Genomic DNA, 17,916 nt, shown 5'->3' with positions numbered 1-17,916 from the left:
TATGCGTACCAGATATACCTTTCTGGCATTATCGTTATTTTTCTCGACGCAGGCGTTCAGCGCCGGAATACCGGTTTTCGACGCCGTGCAAAATACCGAATCCATTAACCAGTGGATGCAGAAATTACAGCAATGGGAGGATACGGTTACCCATTATAAAAGTGAACTTGATGCGTATAAAAAACAGTTAGCTACTGCAACTGGCGTGCGGGATATTCAGGGCTTTCTCAGCGATGCCCGAAGCCTGAAAACCGATATTGATAATCTCCGTAAGAGCGGTATTTCACTGGATGATCTGCTGACCACGCAAAACAGCTCATATTCTGCTGAACTGCAAAACCTTTACAATAAATACAAATCATTCAGCGTATGCAGCGAGGAACAGGAAGGAATAAAGTCTCAGGCCCTGGCCGACAGTTGCAAACAAATGATCCTCAATCAGGCAATGGTGATTGAGAATACCACTGAGGTTGAAAACAGGATAAACAACACACTCAGCGATATATCAGACTTATCTGACCGTATATCGAATGCGCAGGACTCGAAAGAGTCTCAGGATCTGGCTAACGCCATCGCGGCGAAAAGCGTACAGTTAAATGCGCTGACGAATCAGTGGGAGATGTCTGTCAGACAGGCTGAACAGCGAACGACATTGCTGGAACAGCAAAGACAGAAAGCCTTTGAACAGCAGCAGCTAACGGCTCCTGTTGCTGACCTTAATAATTTATAAGGAGGTTATCCGTGCTCAGATCCTTATTCACCTTATGCACACTCTCAGGCGTGATATTACTGTCCGGCTGCAAGGAAACCAAATCCGAGGCCTGGTATAAGCAGCATCCTGACGAAACTTATGCGGTTTATACGCAATGCCTTAAGGATGGCGAGGCAAGCGATAACTGCGAGTTTGCTCAACGGGCTGCCATTACGTTCGCTCAAATTGGCAAGCCCGGAATAAAAGAAAAATTTGAGACACTCTTTCAACAGGAAGCCGAAAAGAGAAAATCCGTCACACAGTAATATCTCCTCCGCCAAAACAGGGAATTCTCCCTGTTTTTTATTTCCTTTCTTTATATATCAGGTGAGGCACCATGTCCGGTGGTATTTTTGTGGGTATGGACAAAAACATCATGGATGGACTGAATGCCGTACTGGAAGGTCAGTCTTCCACTTACGGTACGATGATCAGCGTCATCATCGTCAGCTCTTTTACCTTATTTATACTGTATCGCGGTTATCAGACACTGGCTGGCAAACTCCGGGCCCCGGTTGAAGATGTCGTCTGGGATGTGGGGCGAATGTTGCTGATCACCACCTTTGCGTTAAACCGGGATGGCTGGCTGGATATGGCGGTAGCGGCTATCCAGGGACTCAAAGACGGTGTCAGCGGCAATGATAACGTCTGGGCGCTGCTTGATACCGTCTGGGAAAAGGCACAGACACTGGGGCAGACACTGTTCAGTATGGACACCTCGACTTACGTCAAACTGAATGGTGGCTTTGCCGAAGTGCTGGTATGGGGCGGCGCGATCGTTCTGTTACTGGCTGCCACCTTTGTGAACCTGCTCGCTGAAATCACCATCCTGTTAATGACAACCACCGCGCCGCTCTTTATTTTCTGCCTGTTGTACGGTTTTCTTAAACCGATGTTTGATAACTGGCTGAAAACAATTTTCGCGGCAATATTAACGATCATGTTTTCTGCCTTATCCATCCGTATTGCCATTAATTACCTGAATAAGATACTGGATGCTGCAACAAAAACATCCGCTGAAACCAATATGGTCACGCTGGCGGCGCAGTGCCTGCTGGCCGGGATAGCGGCAGGTGTGGTGGTCTGGTTCTCCGCGAAGCTCGCCAGCGCACTCAGCGGGGCCGCCGTACAGGCGGTGCTGCAGGGTGCAGCCATGAGTGGCCTGAGCGGACTGGCAAAGAAATCCGCCGACCTCACCGGTCCGGGTGTAAAGGGTGGTGCCCGCCTGGCTGCGAAAGGCGGCATGGCCGTCGCCGCGGCGACCGGCAGACTCACCGGCGCAGGCGCGGTTAAAACCGTGAGTGCCTGGCAGAAACGCGCCGCCGCCATCGAAAGTATGAAACGCCTGAACCGGCAGCGTCACCGTTAATCCTCCCGATCCTTAATTTCCTTTCCCCGTCACGCCGTGGCCTGCGCCACCGGTGGGGCATTCCTGCATCCATACGATAAGGGGCTTCCATGAAATTCAGCATCATCCTTCTGATGCTGTGCGCGCTCACGGGCTGCGCACGGCATCAGGGCGACCTCCCGTCGGTATCCGGCGAACCCGAGCCAGTGAATTCCCCCGCCATCATTCAGGAGCTGACTCACCATGTCTGATATTCAAAACATTGTTAATGTTTCCCGCTCTTTTGAATCCATCCTGCTGGAAAAGGAAGAGCGTTCCCGAAAAACCGCCTGGCGGGTGGCTGCTGCCGGACTGATTCTGGCCGCAATGGCGATTGCGGCCATTATTATCCTGCTGCCGCTTAAAACCACCGACACTGAATTATGGTCAGTGGATAAACAGACCGGTCGCTATGAATATATGACCCGCGTGAAGGAGCGGGATATTTCATCTGAAAAAGCGCTGGCGCATTCACTGGCAGCACACTATGTCAGACTCCGCGAGGGATATAATTATTTCTCCCTCCAGCGTGATTATGACGACGTGCAGTTATTTAACAGCGACAGCGTGAACCGGGACTATCTGGACGGGTTTAACGGCGACCAGGCACCGGACGTGATTTTTAACAAGGCGGAATATGTTGTTGATATCGACATTATTTCCAATGTACATGCGCCTGCCACCGGGCCGGATAATCTGGCAACCCTGCGTATCAAGCGCGCTATCCGCCGTATTGCTGATAATTCCGTGAAAACGGATGTCTGGAATATCCGCCTCACCTACCGCTACGTCCCGCACCGGCAACTGACCGACAGCCAGCGCGAAGTGAACCCGCTGGGCTTTATCGTCACGAGCTACCAGCGCGACAAAGAGCTGAGGGGGGAATGATGCTGAAACATACCCTGCTCCTCTCTGGCTTAATGATGTCATGCGTGGCATGGAGCGCAGCGACACCGCGCGGCAGCGCGTATGACAGCCGGATGCAGAACGTCACATACAACAACCAGAACGCCACGGTCGTCAGTACCCGCCCCGGCTACGTCACCATGCTGGTGTTTGACGATGATGAAACCGTTATCGATGCGCAGGCGGGTTTTCCCAGAGGCTGGACCGTGACGAAAAGCGATAACCGGGTGGGCGTCAGCCCGAACCCGATTACCCAGCCGGTCACGGATGCCAGCGGCAACAACGTCAGCCAGGTGTTTCTGCCGACGGCAAAAGACTGGAAAACCAATCTGTTCGTGGTGACATCGAAGCGCGATTACAGCCTGGAGCTGAACGTGCTGGATAAAGATTCGCCCGCTCAGGCCTTTGTTATCCGCTACCGCTATCCCGACGAACTGCGGAAAAAGTCAGCCGCCGCCAGCGCCGCCCGTCAGCAACATCAGCAGGAAACACTGGACCGGCAGCGGATAGCGGCGGCATTCGGGCAGACCACCACGCCGCGCAACTGGCGCTATACAAAACGGGTGGCCGCCGGTTCCGCCGCCATCGCCCCGGACTTTACCTGGGATGACGGTCGTTTTGCGTATATCGGTTTTTCCCCCACAAAAACCCTGCCTTCAGTTTTCCGGGTGGTTAATGGTCAGGAGCAGGCGGTCACGCCCCGGACCATTAAACAGGGCAACTACACCGTGATGGCGGTTCCGGCATCGCCGCAGCTGGTTCTGCGTTACGGTACCTCGGTGGTGGGGATCGAAAACAACGGATTCGGGCGTATCCCACTGACCAGCAGTGACACCGTTTCGCCGTCCGTTACGCTGGAGGCAAAATGACCGACAAATCTTTCCCGGACGAACCGGAAAAAACCACCGCAGAACGGGAAGCAGAAGCCCGCGAACGCGCCCGCGCGGCAATGGCATATCAGGAGCCGGAGCAGAAAACGCCGCCCGGCCAGCCGGAAGTGACCCGTTTCCGTAAAGCGTCCGATCGCCGCACACTGATCGTCAGCCTGCTGAGTCTGGTCCTGGTCATCGCGCTGGCATCCGGCGGCGATCGCCTTCTCAGCGCCCTGAAAAGGGGTGATGAGAAAGAATCTGACACCGCGCCGTCGCCCTCCTCCGGGACGGTGCAGCAGGAACGTAAGAATCTGGGCATGGACAGTAACCCCTTTGGCCTGTACGGGCCAGGGAGGCAGGAAAGCGCAGGCCCTGCCAGTCAGAGCGCTCCGGCCACTCCAGATCTGCCGCCCGGGCCGCCCGCCCTGAACAAGGCGGCAGCACTGGCAGACGGGCTGAACAGCGGTAGTACAGGGTCAGGCGACAATACACGCACGTCCCGAAGCGGAGTGCGCAGCAACACGGAAACGTCGGGCAGACCGTCAGCCTCCACGGCGTACACATCCTGTCAGTCAGTACTGGTCAGTGGCGAAGATGGACGCCTGCGCTGCCCGGATACGACAGCACCGGCAGGCAGCAATAACAACGACAATCCGGGCGTTGCCCGCGTCACCGGTGTCAGACGGCTGGGCCTCGATCCCGATCTCTATATCCCAGTGGACCGCTATATTCCGTGTTCGATGATGCGGCGCTTCGTATCCGATGTTGGCGGTCATATCTCCTGCCTGATCGGTGAGAATGTCTGGAGCGCCAGTAACCATGTGAAGCTGATCCCGGCAGGAACAGTCGCCCGTGGCGTCTACCGCACAGGCGCACTGCAACACGGGCGCAGCCGGATGTTTGTGCTGTGGACGGAGCTGCGCACGCCGGAGCCCGGCAGCCTGCAAATCCCGCTCACCGATACGCAGGCCACCGGCCCGCTCGGTGAGGCAGGGATCGCAGGCTGGATCGACAGCCATTTCTGGGAGCGTTTCGGCAACGCCCTGATGCTCAGTACCGTGCAGGACGTGGCGGCAGCGGCATCAGAGGCCGCGCCGGGTAAAGACCGCAATACCGACTATACCGAAAACACCCGCGCCGCCACGGCGGAAATGGCGAAAACGACGCTGGAAAACAGCATCAGTATCCCGCCCACGATGTACCTGAACCAGGGTGACGTGATCGGCATCATGACCGGCACGGATATTGATTTTTCCTCTGTTTATCAACTACGGCTGAAAAAGAAATGGTATGAGCGCTGAAAACCTGTCACTGGATTTTATGAAAAATCAGCTGTTCGGTGATTATCTGCCAGTCGAAGGGCTGACCGAAATCGCGATTAACCGACCGGGGGAACTGCACACCAAAATAAAGGGGGCATGGCAGCAGCGTGAATCCCCGGTCACGCTGCGTCAGTGTTACGCCTTTGCCAGAGCGCTGGCGTCCTGGCATGACGATAATATTGACGATACGTCACCGATACTGTCGGCCACGCTCGAATCCGGCGAGCGTATTCAGACGATTATACCCCCGGCCTGTGAGCGTAACACGGTGTCCATTACGTTACGCAAACCCTCGTTTGAGCGGAAAACACATCAGTCATGGATTGATGCGGGATTTTATCAGCGCGTGGCCGGTCAGGAAAATACGGAAAGTCAGGATAATGCACTGATCCGGTTATACCACAGCGGAGATATTCCCTGCTTTATGGAAAAGGCGGTGGAATACGGCAAAACAATTTTTATTGTGGGTGAAACCGGCTCCGGTAAAACCACCTATATGAAAACACTACTGCATTATATTCCGCCGCATCTCCGGCTGGTTACAATTGAGGACAATCCCGAAATCCGCTTTTATCACCACGCCAATTATGTTCATCTTTTTTACCCTGCGGATGCCGGGGACAACGCCATTGTCACGCCCGGCAGGCTGATCCGGGCTAATTATCGTATGAACCCTGACCGGATATTACTGGCGGAAATTCGTGGAAGGGAGGCGTGGGACGCGCTGAAAATTGTCGGCTCCGGGCATGAGGGATTAATTACCTCCCTGCATGCGGGCAGCCCGGAAGAATGCATTGAAGGGATCATTGACCGCTGCTATGAAAACCCGGACTGTCGGAACATTCCTTTCGATGTGCTGTTACGCAAGGTACTTAAAAGCATTGATGTCATCGTCAGTATTGATATACACGGCGATGTGCGCCGGATGCGCGACATTTACTTCAAACCAGTTCATTTAAACAGCATGAAAGAAACATTCAGAAAATAACTCCGGCAAATAACATTACCCAGGATACGTAACCTTTCATTAATCATAATGGTAACTGAAATGAAAAAAGCAATATCCTCCGTATTATTGTTCTGCGTTATTGCGTCATGTACAACATCCGCAATGGCCGCTGATGCATGCGAAGTGGTTTTATGCATGTACGGTAAAACAACGGGAAACAGCGGCGGCAGTGAATGTCACTCCGCTGAACGGGCATTCTTTAATATCATGAAAAAGAATAAACACGGCTTTCTTCCTGACCATACGGCCGATGCCAGAAAATCGTTTTTACTTAAATGTGATTCGGCAGACCCGGCGACTATCGATCAGATCATCAGTAAATATGGCCGCGTTCGTGGTTAATACTGGCGAGACCGGCAAAGAGCGTGACGGTTTTCAGGTTTTTACGGCTTCTGTTTTTCGCGGATTAAGGAGCGAAGAAACAGGGGCCGTAAAAATGAGGCAGCGGACAGAAATATTTTCGCGGGTTAAGGAGCGAAAATAATTCAGGCACCGCGCCTCACCTGCAAACAGCCGCGCCCACGCGGATTTTGCAGGCCGGGGGGAGCCGGATAAATTTCGCCGCCCCAGCGAGCGAAAAGCTGTCGCCCACGACAGCGATTTATTTGGGGGGCATCGCCCCGCACACCGTCGCAGCTAAGTCTCCGGCCAAAAGCCGGTAGCGTGGTGCGACCACCCTCTTTAAAGGTCAGCTTCCCTTTTATTCCCGCTACGAGGAACGAGTAAAGGGAAGAAAAAGGCGAAAGCGACCGTCTTAAAGGGGGTGGTCGCGCGTAGCGGGCGACGGTGTGCCGCCTTTGACCCTGGGGGTTTTGGCGCAGCGTTCAGCCACGACATTACCCCCATGCGACGGGCAATAAGGGCGTCCTGCCCGCATGTACAGGCGCACGCCGTTTCGTACCGGGAAGCATGCTTACCGGCACATGGCCGCACTGCGGCCACCTTCTTTACCCCATACGCTCGCCCCGCCTTTTCGCCCGACACCGTGGGGCGAATTGATGGGGCGAATCGCTGACGAAGGAGGCATGATGATTTTAAATAAGCTTGCCGCTTCACTGTCGCCGATAGTGAACGGGATGCTGGCGCTGCTCGCTTTTATGCAACAGCAACAACTGATACTGGCGTTATTAGCGGGGCTGACGATGCCGTTTTTTGCGTCGATGAAAAGCGATGAACGGCAGAAAGCCCCGTTATGGAAAAGGTTGATTATCGCTTTTTCCCTGCTGTGTTTTCTCTCCGGCACACTGGCTCCGATAGTTATCGGGTCCTTCCAGTGGCTGTATAAGACCAGACTCACCAGTGATAATACGGTACTGGCCTGGTCAGTACGGATTGCTTTCACTGTGACCGGGATTATTTTTCATATCATGCTTCGCCGGGGATTCACGCCGGAACTGGACAAAATAAAGAAACGCCTTGTTAAAAAAACCACCCTTGAACGGGAATTGCGCACCGATGTCCGCACAGTAAAGTCCCTGCTGCCGGAAACACTGCATTATGATCCGCTGGATTATATCGACCTGAATAAAGGTATTTTTACTGGCATGGACAGGGAAAACGAACCAATGTATCTCCCGTTAAATGACTGGCAGAAACAGCACGCGGATATTATCGGCACCACCGGAGCTGGTAAAGGGGTAGCTGCAGGGATATTGCTTTATCAAAGTATTCTGGCCGGTGAAGGTGTGTTTGTTATGGACCCCAAGGATGATGAATGGGCTCCACACCTTTACCGGAAAGCCTGCGAGGATGCAGGAAAACCCTTTGCCTTAATTGACCTGAGAAAACAGCAATACCAGCTAAACCTGATTGAAGATATTACGCCTGATGAACTGGAAGAATTGTTCGTTGCAGGTTTCAGTCTGGCGGAAAAAGGTCAGGAATCTGACTTTTATCGGATCGATGACCGGAAAGCCGCCCGTATGGCCGCACAATTTTTCAGCGATAATCCATCGGCAACAATCCGGGATGTTTATAACAGTGATTACGTGCAAGGTATTGCCGAAAAAATCAAAGCATTCTTTGGGAAAATTGAGGAACTGGCATTACTCAATGCCATTAATTCACCGGAGGGTTTTTCACTCAAAAAAATATTTGATGAAGGTGGCTGCTGTTATGTTATCGGCTCCATGCGAAACAGCAAAATTATTACCGCACAGCGCATGCTACTGGTACGTCTGTACCAGCTGGCAGAAAGGCGCGACCGTGTAACAGACGTACCCCACCCCATTGCTGTTTATCTTTCCGAACTGAAATACCATTTATCCAGGCCAGCGCTGGAAGGTTTAGGCGCGGCGCGGGATAAAGGCGTGCATATTATTATGGATCACCAGTCCATTGCCGATTTAAAAGACTGCCCGGCAGATTTGAAAGGCGATGCCGTTGTCGGTGCGGTCGTTGAAAATGCCAAATTCAAACTGGTTTATCGGGTTATGGATCCGGATACGGCGGAATGGGTGGCAAGAATGTCAGGCACTATTCTGGTGGATGACGAACTCCGCAAGGCTAAAACGGATAATATGCTGACGGAAACCATCGACAGTGAGCGTACCATTCGCCAGGCCGAGCGTTTTTTTATTGACAGCAATATGATCCTGAACCTGCCTGATTTTGTCAGCTTTATCTTTACGACAAAAACGCTTCCTTCTGCTTCACTGATTTCGCCAATCAAGGTCAGAAAGCGTCAGCTAAAAATCTTTTCGGTTTCCCCTGACATTGCCGCAGCGGCGGCACCGGTGAAAATCGCACTGGATTTTGACGAGGATGATAAACCAGCCATACCAGATGTAATGACAACGCACCCGGATCTTTTCTTCAACGGAAGCGAAGTCAAACCGGCAAAGCCCCAACCTGATGAGGAAGAACACCTGTCCCCGCTGGATTTTTAAGGAGCGCTTATGCTGATTTCGACATATCAAGAGCGTCAGACGCGAAACAGAGAAAAAATAAAACAACTGCTGAACTTCCTGAAAGAAGAGACCTACAGCGATTTTAAAACGCTGATGCTGCTATTTGGTTTCCGGGATCATAAATCGCTTTATACCCTTCTTTCAAAAGTCGAGAGAATGGGGTTAATACAAAAGCATGTCCTGGTATCACGCACGATAAAAATTTCATTGTGGGGCATAACCAGTGACGGACTGGCCGTTGTGTTAACCCCCGACGATGCGCTTTTCCCCGCACGGTTTGAGCCTTCAAAGATTACCGGCTGGACACTGGAACATCACCTTGATAATCAGGCGGCACGGATCATCCTTGAGCAAAAAGGCGCGTCCGGCTGGATAAACGGCGATCGCACGACCTTCCTCAGCCGTTATCAGGTCAATCACCGGCCAGACGGGCTGATCACTCTCCCCTGCGGAACCGTGATCGCCATTGAGACCGAGCGCCGTCTGAAAACCAGAGCTCGCTACCAGTCAATCATCGCAAGCCATTTACTGGCCCGGACCCGGAAAGACTGGATTTACGTTTTTTATATCGTGCCGGACCCGCAGAAAAAGCGCGGCCTTGAACGGCTGTTTGACAGCATCAGACACGTTATCGTTAACCATCAGCACATCCCGCTGGAAACCCGCCACCGGAATGTCTTCCGCGTCTACACGCTCGACGAGTTGCAACGGCTCAATTTGGATAACAATATATAGCTACGGTCTCACCGATTACGCCAGATGCATGCACCAATCACAAGTCGCTCTAACCAGAAATCAGGTAGAAATAAAGTCGTCCGGTCCTAAATAGTCGAACATGGCACGACCATTCTCATCATCCACCTCAACTCTAAGAAGACCTCTTCTGTTTGTGTTAATTCTGCCATTTATACTTCCCAGAGGAGTGCCATCATCAGCCAGTACGTGATGAATACCATCAACAGTGTAAAGCTGCAATGGTGTGCCGATCACTGCCGGAGTAGCTCTCCAGTCCACCATTCCGTTATAACGATGACGACTCCAAACCTGGCTGCCTTTGGGGCTGAGACTACCCAAGAATTCCAGCCACATCACTCTGGTTTCAGGTGTAGGCCAGTCATGATTATCCGTGTGGCTTATCACTTCTTCAGAGTTCAGCCACCTTCTAAGCTCCTGGCTGGATTGAAAATCTGCAGTAGTGTCTGTAACCACTTTTATGGCTGCAAGCCTGGAGCTAAAACCCGCCTGAATAAGCAGTGAAGACGAACGGCTCAAGGTACCTGTTTCAACGGCAGCAACCGCAAAACCTAACTCATAATCGTCTAGCGTGGTATCTGTATCACCTATGAGGTCTCCATTAGCTGTTGCACGTACCCTAATAGCCTCCATTGCCCACGGAAGTCGATACACCAGCCCATTCTCGACGAATTGAAGCGTTTCAGACGCCTGCGTATTCGCGACGTTAGTCATGGTTTCACCCAATAGCCAGGAACGTAAAATACCTCTCCAGTCGCCAGGCAATGGATCGGGTATAAACGGATAGAAGGTAAAGACCTCTTCAGCGAGCGCAGTGATAGCAGCAATTGCCTCTTCGGCATCACCGCCCATTATAGCCGCATTCGCATCAATCAATAGTTGGTTGGCCTTAGCGGCAATAGCATCAAGTCGTAGCCCGGTTGTAAGTCCTACCCCCGACAGGAAATACCCCCGGCGCCCTGCTGCCGTTGAGCGCTGCCAGATGTAGCGGCTGCGGGACAGGAGTCCCGATTTCAGCAAAATCCGTTCATTCTCATCCCTATAACGCTGCAAACTGCGTTGCCAAAGTGAAGACTGAAGAATGTCATCAAGAGCAGTTTCAATCTGGTCATCCGGGATATCATTCTCACCAAGAAGGCTCAGAATAGCAGTATCAAGCGTTGAAAGTTGTTTTTCCCAGATGGCCTGCGCAATATCTCTTTCTTGCGGAGATTCGGTCATAATTTCTGGAAATTCCCACGCTACGGCGTTGTTGGTCACATATTCAGTGAGTGCTTTTAAATCCCCACCAAGCCGTGTATGCATGCGAATCAATAACACACAGACAAGCTGTATTAGTCCGCTCTCCATCTCACGGGCCCCCGTGTCAGATGTGAGGGTATGCCAGTTAGTCTGGCGTTTATTTACTTTATCGAATATTGGATAAATCACCAGCCCTTCAACATCTACATATGCGCGCCCTGCTCTGCCTATGACGTTTCTGAACTCGGACACTTTGATAAGCTCGCGATTCCGATGAAGAGAATGCATGACGATAGCCGTTGCCGAAAGATTAAGACCTTGTGCTAGCGTCGGTGATGAGATCGTCACTTTAAGTACCCCATCTCGCAGCAAACGTTCGATTTCTTTGCGGTAAGCCGTAGGCAATGCGCCATGATGAAGAGCCACGCCCAACCGTAGGCAGGCAAGTATCGGGCTGTGTGCCCCCAACCATTCTTCTCCCAGCGAGATAGCCGTATCCAGAATGTCCGGGGCAGCATCAAATAAAGATGGCAGTAGTCCGCGCTGATGCAAATCGACAATTGTCTCGGCAAACGGTTCGACGCTCCGGCGAAGTGGGCAGTAGATAAGTACGGTCTGTCCATCTTCAATTAGACGCCAGGCTGTCGCTAAGCAGAGCTCCTTGTTATCAGAGGGAAACATTTTTGTTCGCTGCTTTTTATTAGGTAATTTAACCTTTGGCGGTTGTCTGCTGACGATAAAACGCGATACCCAAGCCGCCTCATAACCGACACTGAGATTAAGCCGACCTGCTGGAGCGGACCATATGACCTCGCCAAACTGCAAGCGGGTCGGTCGCCAATTATTTTTGATTGGTCCTCCGGGCTTGTCACGACGGAGCCAACCGGCAAAATCATCGAGTTGCTCACCATCAGGTAGAATTGCCGAGAGGCAGACAATTCTGCGCGTATCGGCATCCTGTCTGCGCAACAGCCGTTGAATTTGAACTTCATAGCGAACCTCTCGTTCATCGGCCCCAATCATGTGCCCCTCATCAAAAATAAAAAGTCCTACATCATTAATAATTGACGGGTCATTCCGGAGAGCAAAGTCAAGTTTTTCAGGCGTGGCGACGACGATGTCACGCTGGCGAATTGCATCCTCATCCATACCACTTACGCCAATGCTGCCATACAGCATTGATATTGTTTTCCCAAGCGGCCCAAATGTTCTGGAGAGAGTGGCTTCTGTTTGTGCAGAAAGCGCACGAAGCGGGGTGATGAAAACAACACGCTTGCCACCCGCCAGACAGCGAAGAATACACAATTCAGCAATACGAGTTTTTCCAGCGCTGGTTGGCAACGAAACAACCAAATCGTCATTGTCATTAACAGAGCGTCCGGCGGCCTCTCTCTGCGATGGCCAGAGATCAATTTCGGCTCGAGGTCGTCTTTGAAGCAGTGCAATAAACAGTTCCCGAAGCGCGGGCCATTCAGCAGCGTCACCACCAACTGGAACCGGTGGCAATCTTTCATGGAATGTATCTGACCAAAGGTCAGATAACAGATGAATGGTAATAAAGTTTAGCCACCACTGGGGTAGCATATTAAACTGAGCACATATACTTAGACTAATTCTTAATTTTTCAATAGCCTTGGAAAGCAAACGTGATTCTCCCCTTTCTACAGCGAGAAGGTAGAGAGAAATGGCCGACATATAGGCGTCAGTCAGTGCCAAATCAAGCCCATCAAAAAGGATGTCCTCCTCTGACTCACTGGCACCGTTCTCGTCTTGCGGCAAGTTTAGGCGAGCCTGGAGGATTTCAGTAATTTTCACATCACTGCCATCACCTCTGAGCCGAAAGCCCAACGCATTATCGCGCAGAGTACGCAAATCACGCCGGATAAGTTGTGTAAGAGCCCTTTCTATTGGTGAAAAATTATCATCCTGACCAACCATTGCGAGTAACGAATAGGCTCGTGCTGAAAGATGCGCAAGGTGATAGCTTGCAGCAGCCATTACGAAGTGAAAATCCGTATCCCGGCTGTCGCGTTTTCCTTTAGCAATAGCCGACTCGAGTGCGGTTCCGGCCTGTTCAAAAGCAATTCGCACATAGGCGTCGTCTCCATTAAGTTCTCGAAGACGAAGGCCGAGATCGATTAGAGCATAAGCATAGCCTTGAAGGTCCTGACTGAGCAGTGCGCTAAACTCCGGTGCATCCGGCGGCAAGTCACCGTCTCGCCAGATCACCGACCGGGCTTGCCCGCGTGCAATCAGGCGCCCGCGAAAACCTACAGCTGAAGCTTCCTTAATAGCTTCGATAATTTCATCAGCTGTTGCTGGCATCGCTAATCACCTTTTCAAAAGTTGCGGCAATAAACTCACCATGGCGAGCAATTCTTAGACAAACACCCCACTGATTATTTTGATCTGTATACTTTTCAATTGAAGTGGTCAGCATAGTTTCTGAAGAGTTGCCCGATAACAGAAAGATAAGATGCCGGACGCATCCAGGAACAATTCCTTGCCGAAGCGTTGCATTTAAGATCGCTTTAGCCAAAAGCTCCTCACCCTGTTCATTCAGGCGATCTGCTATGAACATTAGGGCATGTGAAGATGGCAGCCCTTGCTCTTTATTCAAGTTATCGCGGGCTTCAGAAACCACCTCTCCCGTCATTTTGGCGCGACTTTTCGCTTCGGTTTTAAGGAAAAAAAGTTGTTGAGAAGACTGATCTATGTAGATACCAATGACGTCCTCACCACGCATCGACATATTGCGATGATCTTTCCAGCGCAATCTTTTTATAGGCGTTTTATAGCCATTGCTACGTGCATTTATCCATTCAGTTGCAAATATCTCACCCAAATCACCGGAACGAATCTGTTTCGTTTCAGGCAATTTTCCAGCAATGTATGCCGCCAGCCCCGGTTTACCTAGAGCTTCAAATGCGTTAGCAATATTTCTTGGTGACGCATAGTGTTCAGGTATTAGCGCGGCCATAACCTGAACGCCGAACATAAACTCGGCATCCCTGGCCGTTATTGACTGCAAATAATGGTCGCTGATATTACGCTCTGTCGAATCACACCAGTCCTCGAAATTTGCCATACTAATTCCTCTATATGGTCTTCTTTTTGGAAGTACGGAACCAAGGAGGGAGAAACACCAGAATATCTTATTGTCAACCGTCCGATCAACATAACTTCAGAGCTTCAACTCTCAGATTTAAAAGAAGTTCTAATGCCAGACACCATAACCAACGCATAGAATGCACTATTCCGCTGTAGAGGTATGATTGTTCGGTGCTCGTTCCGACTCCGCTCCGTCTCACTCATACCTCTACAGCATTACCGGTTAAGCCTATCCCAGCACGGAAAGCCACACTCCTTTGCGGCCCTGAGACCTTGCGGCTCAGATTTTGTCCATCAAATAACGATGTGCTTTAGAGGCTGCGCTGACCGCTTTGAAAATATAACGCTTGTCGTTTTTCAGCGCTTTCAGCCAGGAAGCAATATAGCTTTCATGTTGTACCTCTCCCTCAATGCCAAGATCCGCCATCAGAAAGGCACTTCCCAGCTCCGCGACAAGTTCTTCCTCTGCATAATCCGCACTGCCAAACTTCCCTTTCATTTCACGGTTCAGGCGTTTTTTACCCCCACTCCAATGGACAAGCTCATGCAGGCCGGTAGCATAGAAGTTAGCCGCATCTGAAAACAGACGGCGCTCCGGTAGCCATACTTCATCAGTTGAAGGGCTGAAAAATGCGTTCTGTCCTTTCTCAATGATGTTTGCGCCGCTCTTCCTGAACAGGTTTTCAGCCTGCGGCAACGGGTCAAAGATTGCTTCCGGGCTGACGGTTTCCGTTGTCAGGGCCAGGCCGTCGATTTGCTGAACGTTAAACACGGTGAAGGTTTTCAGCATCGGGATATGTTCAACTTCTCCGGCGTCGTTTTCCTTCTCCAGTGTGGTGTAGAAAATGGCTGTTGTGCCAAGTTCACGCGTGCGAACCTGTCCACCTGCTGCCTGTGCCTGTTTGTAGGTCAACCAGCGTGAATCGCTAAACCCCTGTTTTGATGCACTGCTCCACAGCAACATGATATTCATGCCACTGTAGGCTACGCCGGTGGCGTAATTGGAAGGCAGACCAGACATACCCGGTACGCGCTGCCACGGGCAGAACCACGGTTTAACACCCGCTTCAAGCGCCGCAATGATACTGTCGGTTACGGTCTGATAAATATCTGTTCTGGTTCTAGAAAATTTCGTTTTTGAGGAGCCTGACGGGTCCAGCGGGGATACGCTGGTCGCCGCTGCGGTGTTAGGGGCGGTAGTCTGGTTATGCAGGGAAATCGTCATGGCTTTTTCTCCGTCAGTGGTGTGATTTTCGTCTTCGTATCGCCTGACGGTTCGCTTTCCCGGCATCGTTCCGGCCCGCAAGGGCGCAGAATGCGTGCACTTCACCCTTGCGGGACGGGTTGTGTTGGGAAACGATTAACAGGAAGTAGATACGGGGAACGGAAAGCACGCGGGAGAAAAAATCTGACTCTGCATAGCCGGACGTAGAGCCCCTTACTTCGCAGTGGTGAAAAGCAGACTGGTGGTGTTGAGTCGGAAACTGGCACTGAGAGGAACTTCATGTAGGTGTTAGCATGCTTTGCTGCCGGACGAGACGATCCTGCTAACCGGGGGGCGGTTTGTTCTTAAATTGTCTCGTTCCGGCATCAATCACAACCGGGCCCCGACTGTCTATTTATTGAGCTCCGCGTACAGCTTATCCACCACCACCCGGATCCTGGGTGAGAGGTTTCTTGAAACAGGCCACAGCGCCGTAACCGGAGCATCATGCTTGGGGGCCGTAACGGGTATAATCATCAGTTCCCCTTTAGCGATTTCGTCTCCGGCCAGCCATGTTGACAGGAAAGCAATCCCCATCCCTCCGACAGCCGCATCCCGCAATGCTTCCCCGTGGCTGACAATGTGACGGACAGTGGGTTCAAGCAGGACCATGCGGCCATTTTCATCCAGCACTTTCCAGGGCAATACTCTGCCATCCCTTGAAAAGCCCAGGCAGGTATGAGAAAGCAGCTCTTCTGCGCTGCCAGGCAGGCCGTGACGATTAATGTATGCAGGAGAAGCGCAAATAACAGAACGCTGAGTGGCAATTTTTCGCCCGGCAATACTGGCAGAGTTTCCTGTGTCACCCAGTCGCACAGCAAGATCGATATTTTCCTCGATGAGGTCCACCCGGCGATCGGTGAACGTGATATCCAGTTTAAGCTCCGGGTATTCAGAACATAGCGTTGCAAGGACAGGCATGACACAAATCCGGCCATATGAGACGGGGAGACTGATGCGCAGCGTACCTGACACCACCTTTTTACGGGACGCCAGAAGAGATTCAGTTTCATCAAGCTCGTCCATAACCCTGAGGCAGCTCCGGTAATACAGCTCACCCTCTTCGGTAAGGCTGATGCTTCTGGTGGTACGGTTCAGCAGTTTAACGCCGAGCCGTTGTTCAAGACGGGCGACATGTTTACCAGTAGCCGATTTTGATACGCCCATCCGGATTGCGGCAGCGGTGAAACTGCCTGTCTCCACCGTATGCACAAAAGCGGCCATGCTGAGTAACTGAGAATGCAGGATGAATGCCATTCAATTGTCTCCATTGGGGAGGAAATATCATTCCTTTATATCGTGATACACGCCGTATTGTTGTTAATAAGATGATTTTTCCAACTTACTGGAGAAAACACTATGGCTCAAATGATGAAACGCTGGCAGTTGTCGTCTTCCGGCACTGAAAACCTCCACCTGACAGACGTGCCTTTGCCGGAACCAGAGCATAACGAGTTGCTGGTTAAAGTCTCTGCGGTCTCCCTTAACTACCGGGATAAACTGGTGCTGGAGGGGAAACTGTTGCCTGACCTGCCGGAAATGCCTTTCACACCCGTTTCAGATATGGCGGGGGTTGTTCTCGCAGCAGGACCCGGCGTGACCCGTTTTCGTACCGGAGACCGGGTCACAGGAAATTTCTGGACGCAGTGGCTGGACGGCGATGCGCCGGAGGACATGGTCCATCATGGCCGTTCACTGGGCGGTCCGCTACCCGGAATGCTGGCTGAATATGTCATACTCCACGAAGATGTGGCTGTCGCCTCTCCTGACTCACTGAGTGATGTGGAGGTATCCACTCTGCCGGTTGCGGCCCTGACGGCCTGGTTCGCGCTGGTGGAAACAGGAAATCTCAGAAAGGGACAGCGGGTGCTGGTCCAGGGAACCGGCGGCGTAGCGCTGGCAGGGCTCCAGCTGGCGCGGGCTCTGGGCGCGGAAGTGACCGTTCTCTCCCGGAGTGAAGAAAAGCTACAGCGTGCAAAGGCGCTTGGGGCATCAGGTTTAATCAACACCAGTCTGACACCGGAATGGTCATTGCGGGCTGCTGAACTAACCAGAGGGCGTGGATTTGACCATATTCTGGAGCTTATCGGCGGGGATAATTTGCGCCAGTCTGCGGATGCCCTTGCGCCGGGAGGCAGGATTACTCAGATTGGTTTCCTTAAAGGCAATGAGATCATTCTTCCTGCCGTTCCCCTGATGCTTAAAAGAGCGGTTATTCAGGGGATTACTGTGGGTCACCGACGGTCTCTTGAAGATTTATGTCAGGCTGTAGACCGCTATCAGATTAAACCGGTGATTGATAAAATATATAATTTCTCTGACGCGGGAGCAGCCTTCACGCACCTGGAGAGAGGCCCGTTCGGGAAAATCGTCATCCGAATAGGTTAGGC

The 17,916-nt window shown here is 51.8% G+C and carries 16 protein-coding genes; 12 read left to right on the top strand and 4 right to left on the bottom strand.

Annotated elements, in window-relative coordinates:
• Nucleotide 1 precedes the first annotated feature (1 nt).
• The 11 genes from OGX91_RS21440 to mobC all read left to right on the top strand — a co-directional run bounded on the left by OGX91_RS21440 (nucleotide 2) and on the right by mobC (nucleotide 9,891).
• The gene (locus tag OGX91_RS21440) at nucleotides 2–730 is read left to right on the top strand and encodes a TrbJ/VirB5 family protein (RefSeq protein ID WP_286627273.1); all 729 of its coding nucleotides are present in this window, start codon (nucleotides 2–4) and stop codon (nucleotides 728–730) included.
• 11 nt (nucleotides 731–741) lie between these two features.
• Complete coding sequence (locus tag OGX91_RS21435; RefSeq protein WP_286627272.1) at nucleotides 742–1,017, top strand: EexN family lipoprotein; 276 nt, start codon at nucleotides 742–744, stop codon at nucleotides 1,015–1,017.
• A 71-nt stretch (nucleotides 1,018–1,088) separates the two neighbouring features.
• Nucleotides 1,089–2,120 (top strand): TrbL/VirB6 family protein, encoded by a 1,032-nt coding sequence (locus OGX91_RS21430; protein WP_286627271.1) that lies wholly within the window; start codon nucleotides 1,089–1,091, stop codon nucleotides 2,118–2,120.
• 89 nt (nucleotides 2,121–2,209) lie between these two features.
• Complete coding sequence (locus OGX91_RS21425; protein ID WP_167878706.1) at nucleotides 2,210–2,350, top strand: hypothetical protein; 141 nt, start codon at nucleotides 2,210–2,212, stop codon at nucleotides 2,348–2,350.
• Nucleotides 2,343–3,026: a VirB8 family type IV secretion system protein gene (locus tag OGX91_RS21420; protein ID WP_135770558.1), complete on the top strand. Its 684-nt coding sequence runs from the start codon at nucleotides 2,343–2,345 to the stop codon at nucleotides 3,024–3,026. Before OGX91_RS21425 ends, OGX91_RS21420 begins: the two co-directional genes overlap by 8 nt.
• A complete protein-coding gene (gene virB9, locus OGX91_RS21415; RefSeq protein WP_286627270.1) occupies nucleotides 3,023–3,913 on the top strand; it encodes a P-type conjugative transfer protein VirB9 in 891 nt (296 codons plus the stop codon). Before OGX91_RS21420 ends, virB9 begins: the two co-directional genes overlap by 4 nt.
• Nucleotides 3,910–5,217: a VirB10/TraB/TrbI family type IV secretion system protein gene (gene virB10 / locus OGX91_RS21410; RefSeq protein WP_286627269.1), complete on the top strand. Its 1,308-nt coding sequence runs from the start codon at nucleotides 3,910–3,912 to the stop codon at nucleotides 5,215–5,217. The genes virB9 and virB10 overlap by 4 nt, the downstream gene beginning before the upstream one ends.
• A complete protein-coding gene (gene virB11 / locus OGX91_RS21405; protein WP_286627268.1) occupies nucleotides 5,207–6,226 on the top strand; it encodes a P-type DNA transfer ATPase VirB11 in 1,020 nt (339 codons plus the stop codon). Before virB10 ends, virB11 begins: the two co-directional genes overlap by 11 nt.
• A 60-nt stretch (nucleotides 6,227–6,286) precedes the next feature.
• A complete protein-coding gene (locus OGX91_RS21400; RefSeq protein ID WP_286627267.1) occupies nucleotides 6,287–6,589 on the top strand; it encodes a TrbM/KikA/MpfK family conjugal transfer protein in 303 nt (100 codons plus the stop codon).
• Nucleotides 6,590–7,275: 686 nt separating this feature from the next.
• Nucleotides 7,276–9,135, top strand: coding sequence for a type IV secretory system conjugative DNA transfer family protein (locus OGX91_RS21395; RefSeq protein ID WP_286627305.1), 1,860 nt, complete (start codon nucleotides 7,276–7,278; stop codon nucleotides 9,133–9,135).
• Between the two features lie 9 nt (nucleotides 9,136–9,144).
• Complete coding sequence (mobC, locus tag OGX91_RS21390; protein ID WP_286627266.1) at nucleotides 9,145–9,891, top strand: MobC family replication-relaxation protein; 747 nt, start codon at nucleotides 9,145–9,147, stop codon at nucleotides 9,889–9,891.
• A gap of 60 nt (nucleotides 9,892–9,951) precedes the next feature.
• On the opposite strand, the gene OGX91_RS21385 is transcribed toward mobC, so the two are convergent.
• From OGX91_RS21385 to OGX91_RS21370, 4 genes are all read right to left on the bottom strand, one after another.
• Nucleotides 9,952–13,476, bottom strand: a complete 3,525-nt coding sequence (locus OGX91_RS21385) for a DEAD/DEAH box helicase (protein WP_286627265.1) — start codon at nucleotides 13,474–13,476, stop codon at nucleotides 9,952–9,954.
• Complete coding sequence (locus OGX91_RS21380; RefSeq protein ID WP_224294409.1) at nucleotides 13,460–14,239, bottom strand: Hachiman antiphage defense system protein HamA; 780 nt, start codon at nucleotides 14,237–14,239, stop codon at nucleotides 13,460–13,462. Before OGX91_RS21380 ends, OGX91_RS21385 begins: the two co-directional genes overlap by 17 nt.
• Before the next feature lie 303 nt (nucleotides 14,240–14,542).
• A complete protein-coding gene (locus OGX91_RS21375; RefSeq protein WP_286627264.1) occupies nucleotides 14,543–15,487 on the bottom strand; it encodes an ArdC family protein in 945 nt (314 codons plus the stop codon).
• 390 nt (nucleotides 15,488–15,877) lie between these two features.
• Nucleotides 15,878–16,783, bottom strand: coding sequence for a LysR family transcriptional regulator (locus OGX91_RS21370; protein ID WP_203033946.1), 906 nt, complete (start codon nucleotides 16,781–16,783; stop codon nucleotides 15,878–15,880).
• A gap of 102 nt (nucleotides 16,784–16,885) precedes the next feature.
• Here OGX91_RS21370 and OGX91_RS21365 point away from each other — a divergent pair, with 102 nt between their 5' ends.
• Entirely contained in the window at nucleotides 16,886–17,914 is a 1,029-nt protein-coding gene (locus tag OGX91_RS21365) for a zinc-dependent alcohol dehydrogenase family protein (protein WP_286627263.1), read from the top strand.
• Nucleotides 17,915–17,916: the final 2 nt, after the last annotated feature.

The sequence above is a fragment of the Citrobacter sp. Cpa228 genome (assembly GCF_030333085.1).
Lineage (GTDB): Bacteria > Pseudomonadota > Gammaproteobacteria > Enterobacterales > Enterobacteriaceae > Citrobacter > Citrobacter pasteurii.
The sequence above is the reverse complement of the archived record's forward strand: the minus strand, read 5'-3'. Positions and strand labels throughout refer to the sequence as shown.

What these genes read in the sequence shown, in the direction of transcription:
- OGX91_RS21440 (WP_286627273.1), top strand. Translation starts at nt 2, where the DNA reads ATGCGTACCAGATATACCTTTCTGGCATTATCGTTATTTTTCTCGACG.
- OGX91_RS21430 (WP_286627271.1), top strand. Translation starts at nt 1,089, where the DNA reads ATGTCCGGTGGTATTTTTGTGGGTATGGACAAAAACATCATGGATGGA.
- OGX91_RS21425 (WP_167878706.1), top strand. Translation starts at nt 2,210, where the DNA reads ATGAAATTCAGCATCATCCTTCTGATGCTGTGCGCGCTCACGGGCTGC.
- OGX91_RS21420 (WP_135770558.1), top strand. Translation starts at nt 2,343, where the DNA reads ATGTCTGATATTCAAAACATTGTTAATGTTTCCCGCTCTTTTGAATCC.
- virB9 (WP_286627270.1), top strand. Translation starts at nt 3,023, where the DNA reads ATGATGCTGAAACATACCCTGCTCCTCTCTGGCTTAATGATGTCATGC.
- virB10 (WP_286627269.1), top strand. Translation starts at nt 3,910, where the DNA reads ATGACCGACAAATCTTTCCCGGACGAACCGGAAAAAACCACCGCAGAA.
- virB11 (WP_286627268.1), top strand. Translation starts at nt 5,207, where the DNA reads ATGAGCGCTGAAAACCTGTCACTGGATTTTATGAAAAATCAGCTGTTC.
- OGX91_RS21400 (WP_286627267.1), top strand. Translation starts at nt 6,287, where the DNA reads ATGAAAAAAGCAATATCCTCCGTATTATTGTTCTGCGTTATTGCGTCA.
- OGX91_RS21395 (WP_286627305.1), top strand. Translation starts at nt 7,276, where the DNA reads ATGATTTTAAATAAGCTTGCCGCTTCACTGTCGCCGATAGTGAACGGG.
- mobC (WP_286627266.1), top strand. Translation starts at nt 9,145, where the DNA reads ATGCTGATTTCGACATATCAAGAGCGTCAGACGCGAAACAGAGAAAAA.
- OGX91_RS21385 (WP_286627265.1), bottom strand. Translation starts at nt 13,476, where the DNA reads ATGCCAGCAACAGCTGATGAAATTATCGAAGCTATTAAGGAAGCTTCA.
- OGX91_RS21380 (WP_224294409.1), bottom strand. Translation starts at nt 14,239, where the DNA reads ATGGCAAATTTCGAGGACTGGTGTGATTCGACAGAGCGTAATATCAGC.
- OGX91_RS21375 (WP_286627264.1), bottom strand. Translation starts at nt 15,487, where the DNA reads ATGACGATTTCCCTGCATAACCAGACTACCGCCCCTAACACCGCAGCG.
- OGX91_RS21370 (WP_203033946.1), bottom strand. Translation starts at nt 16,783, where the DNA reads ATGGCATTCATCCTGCATTCTCAGTTACTCAGCATGGCCGCTTTTGTG.
- OGX91_RS21365 (WP_286627263.1), top strand. Translation starts at nt 16,886, where the DNA reads ATGGCTCAAATGATGAAACGCTGGCAGTTGTCGTCTTCCGGCACTGAA.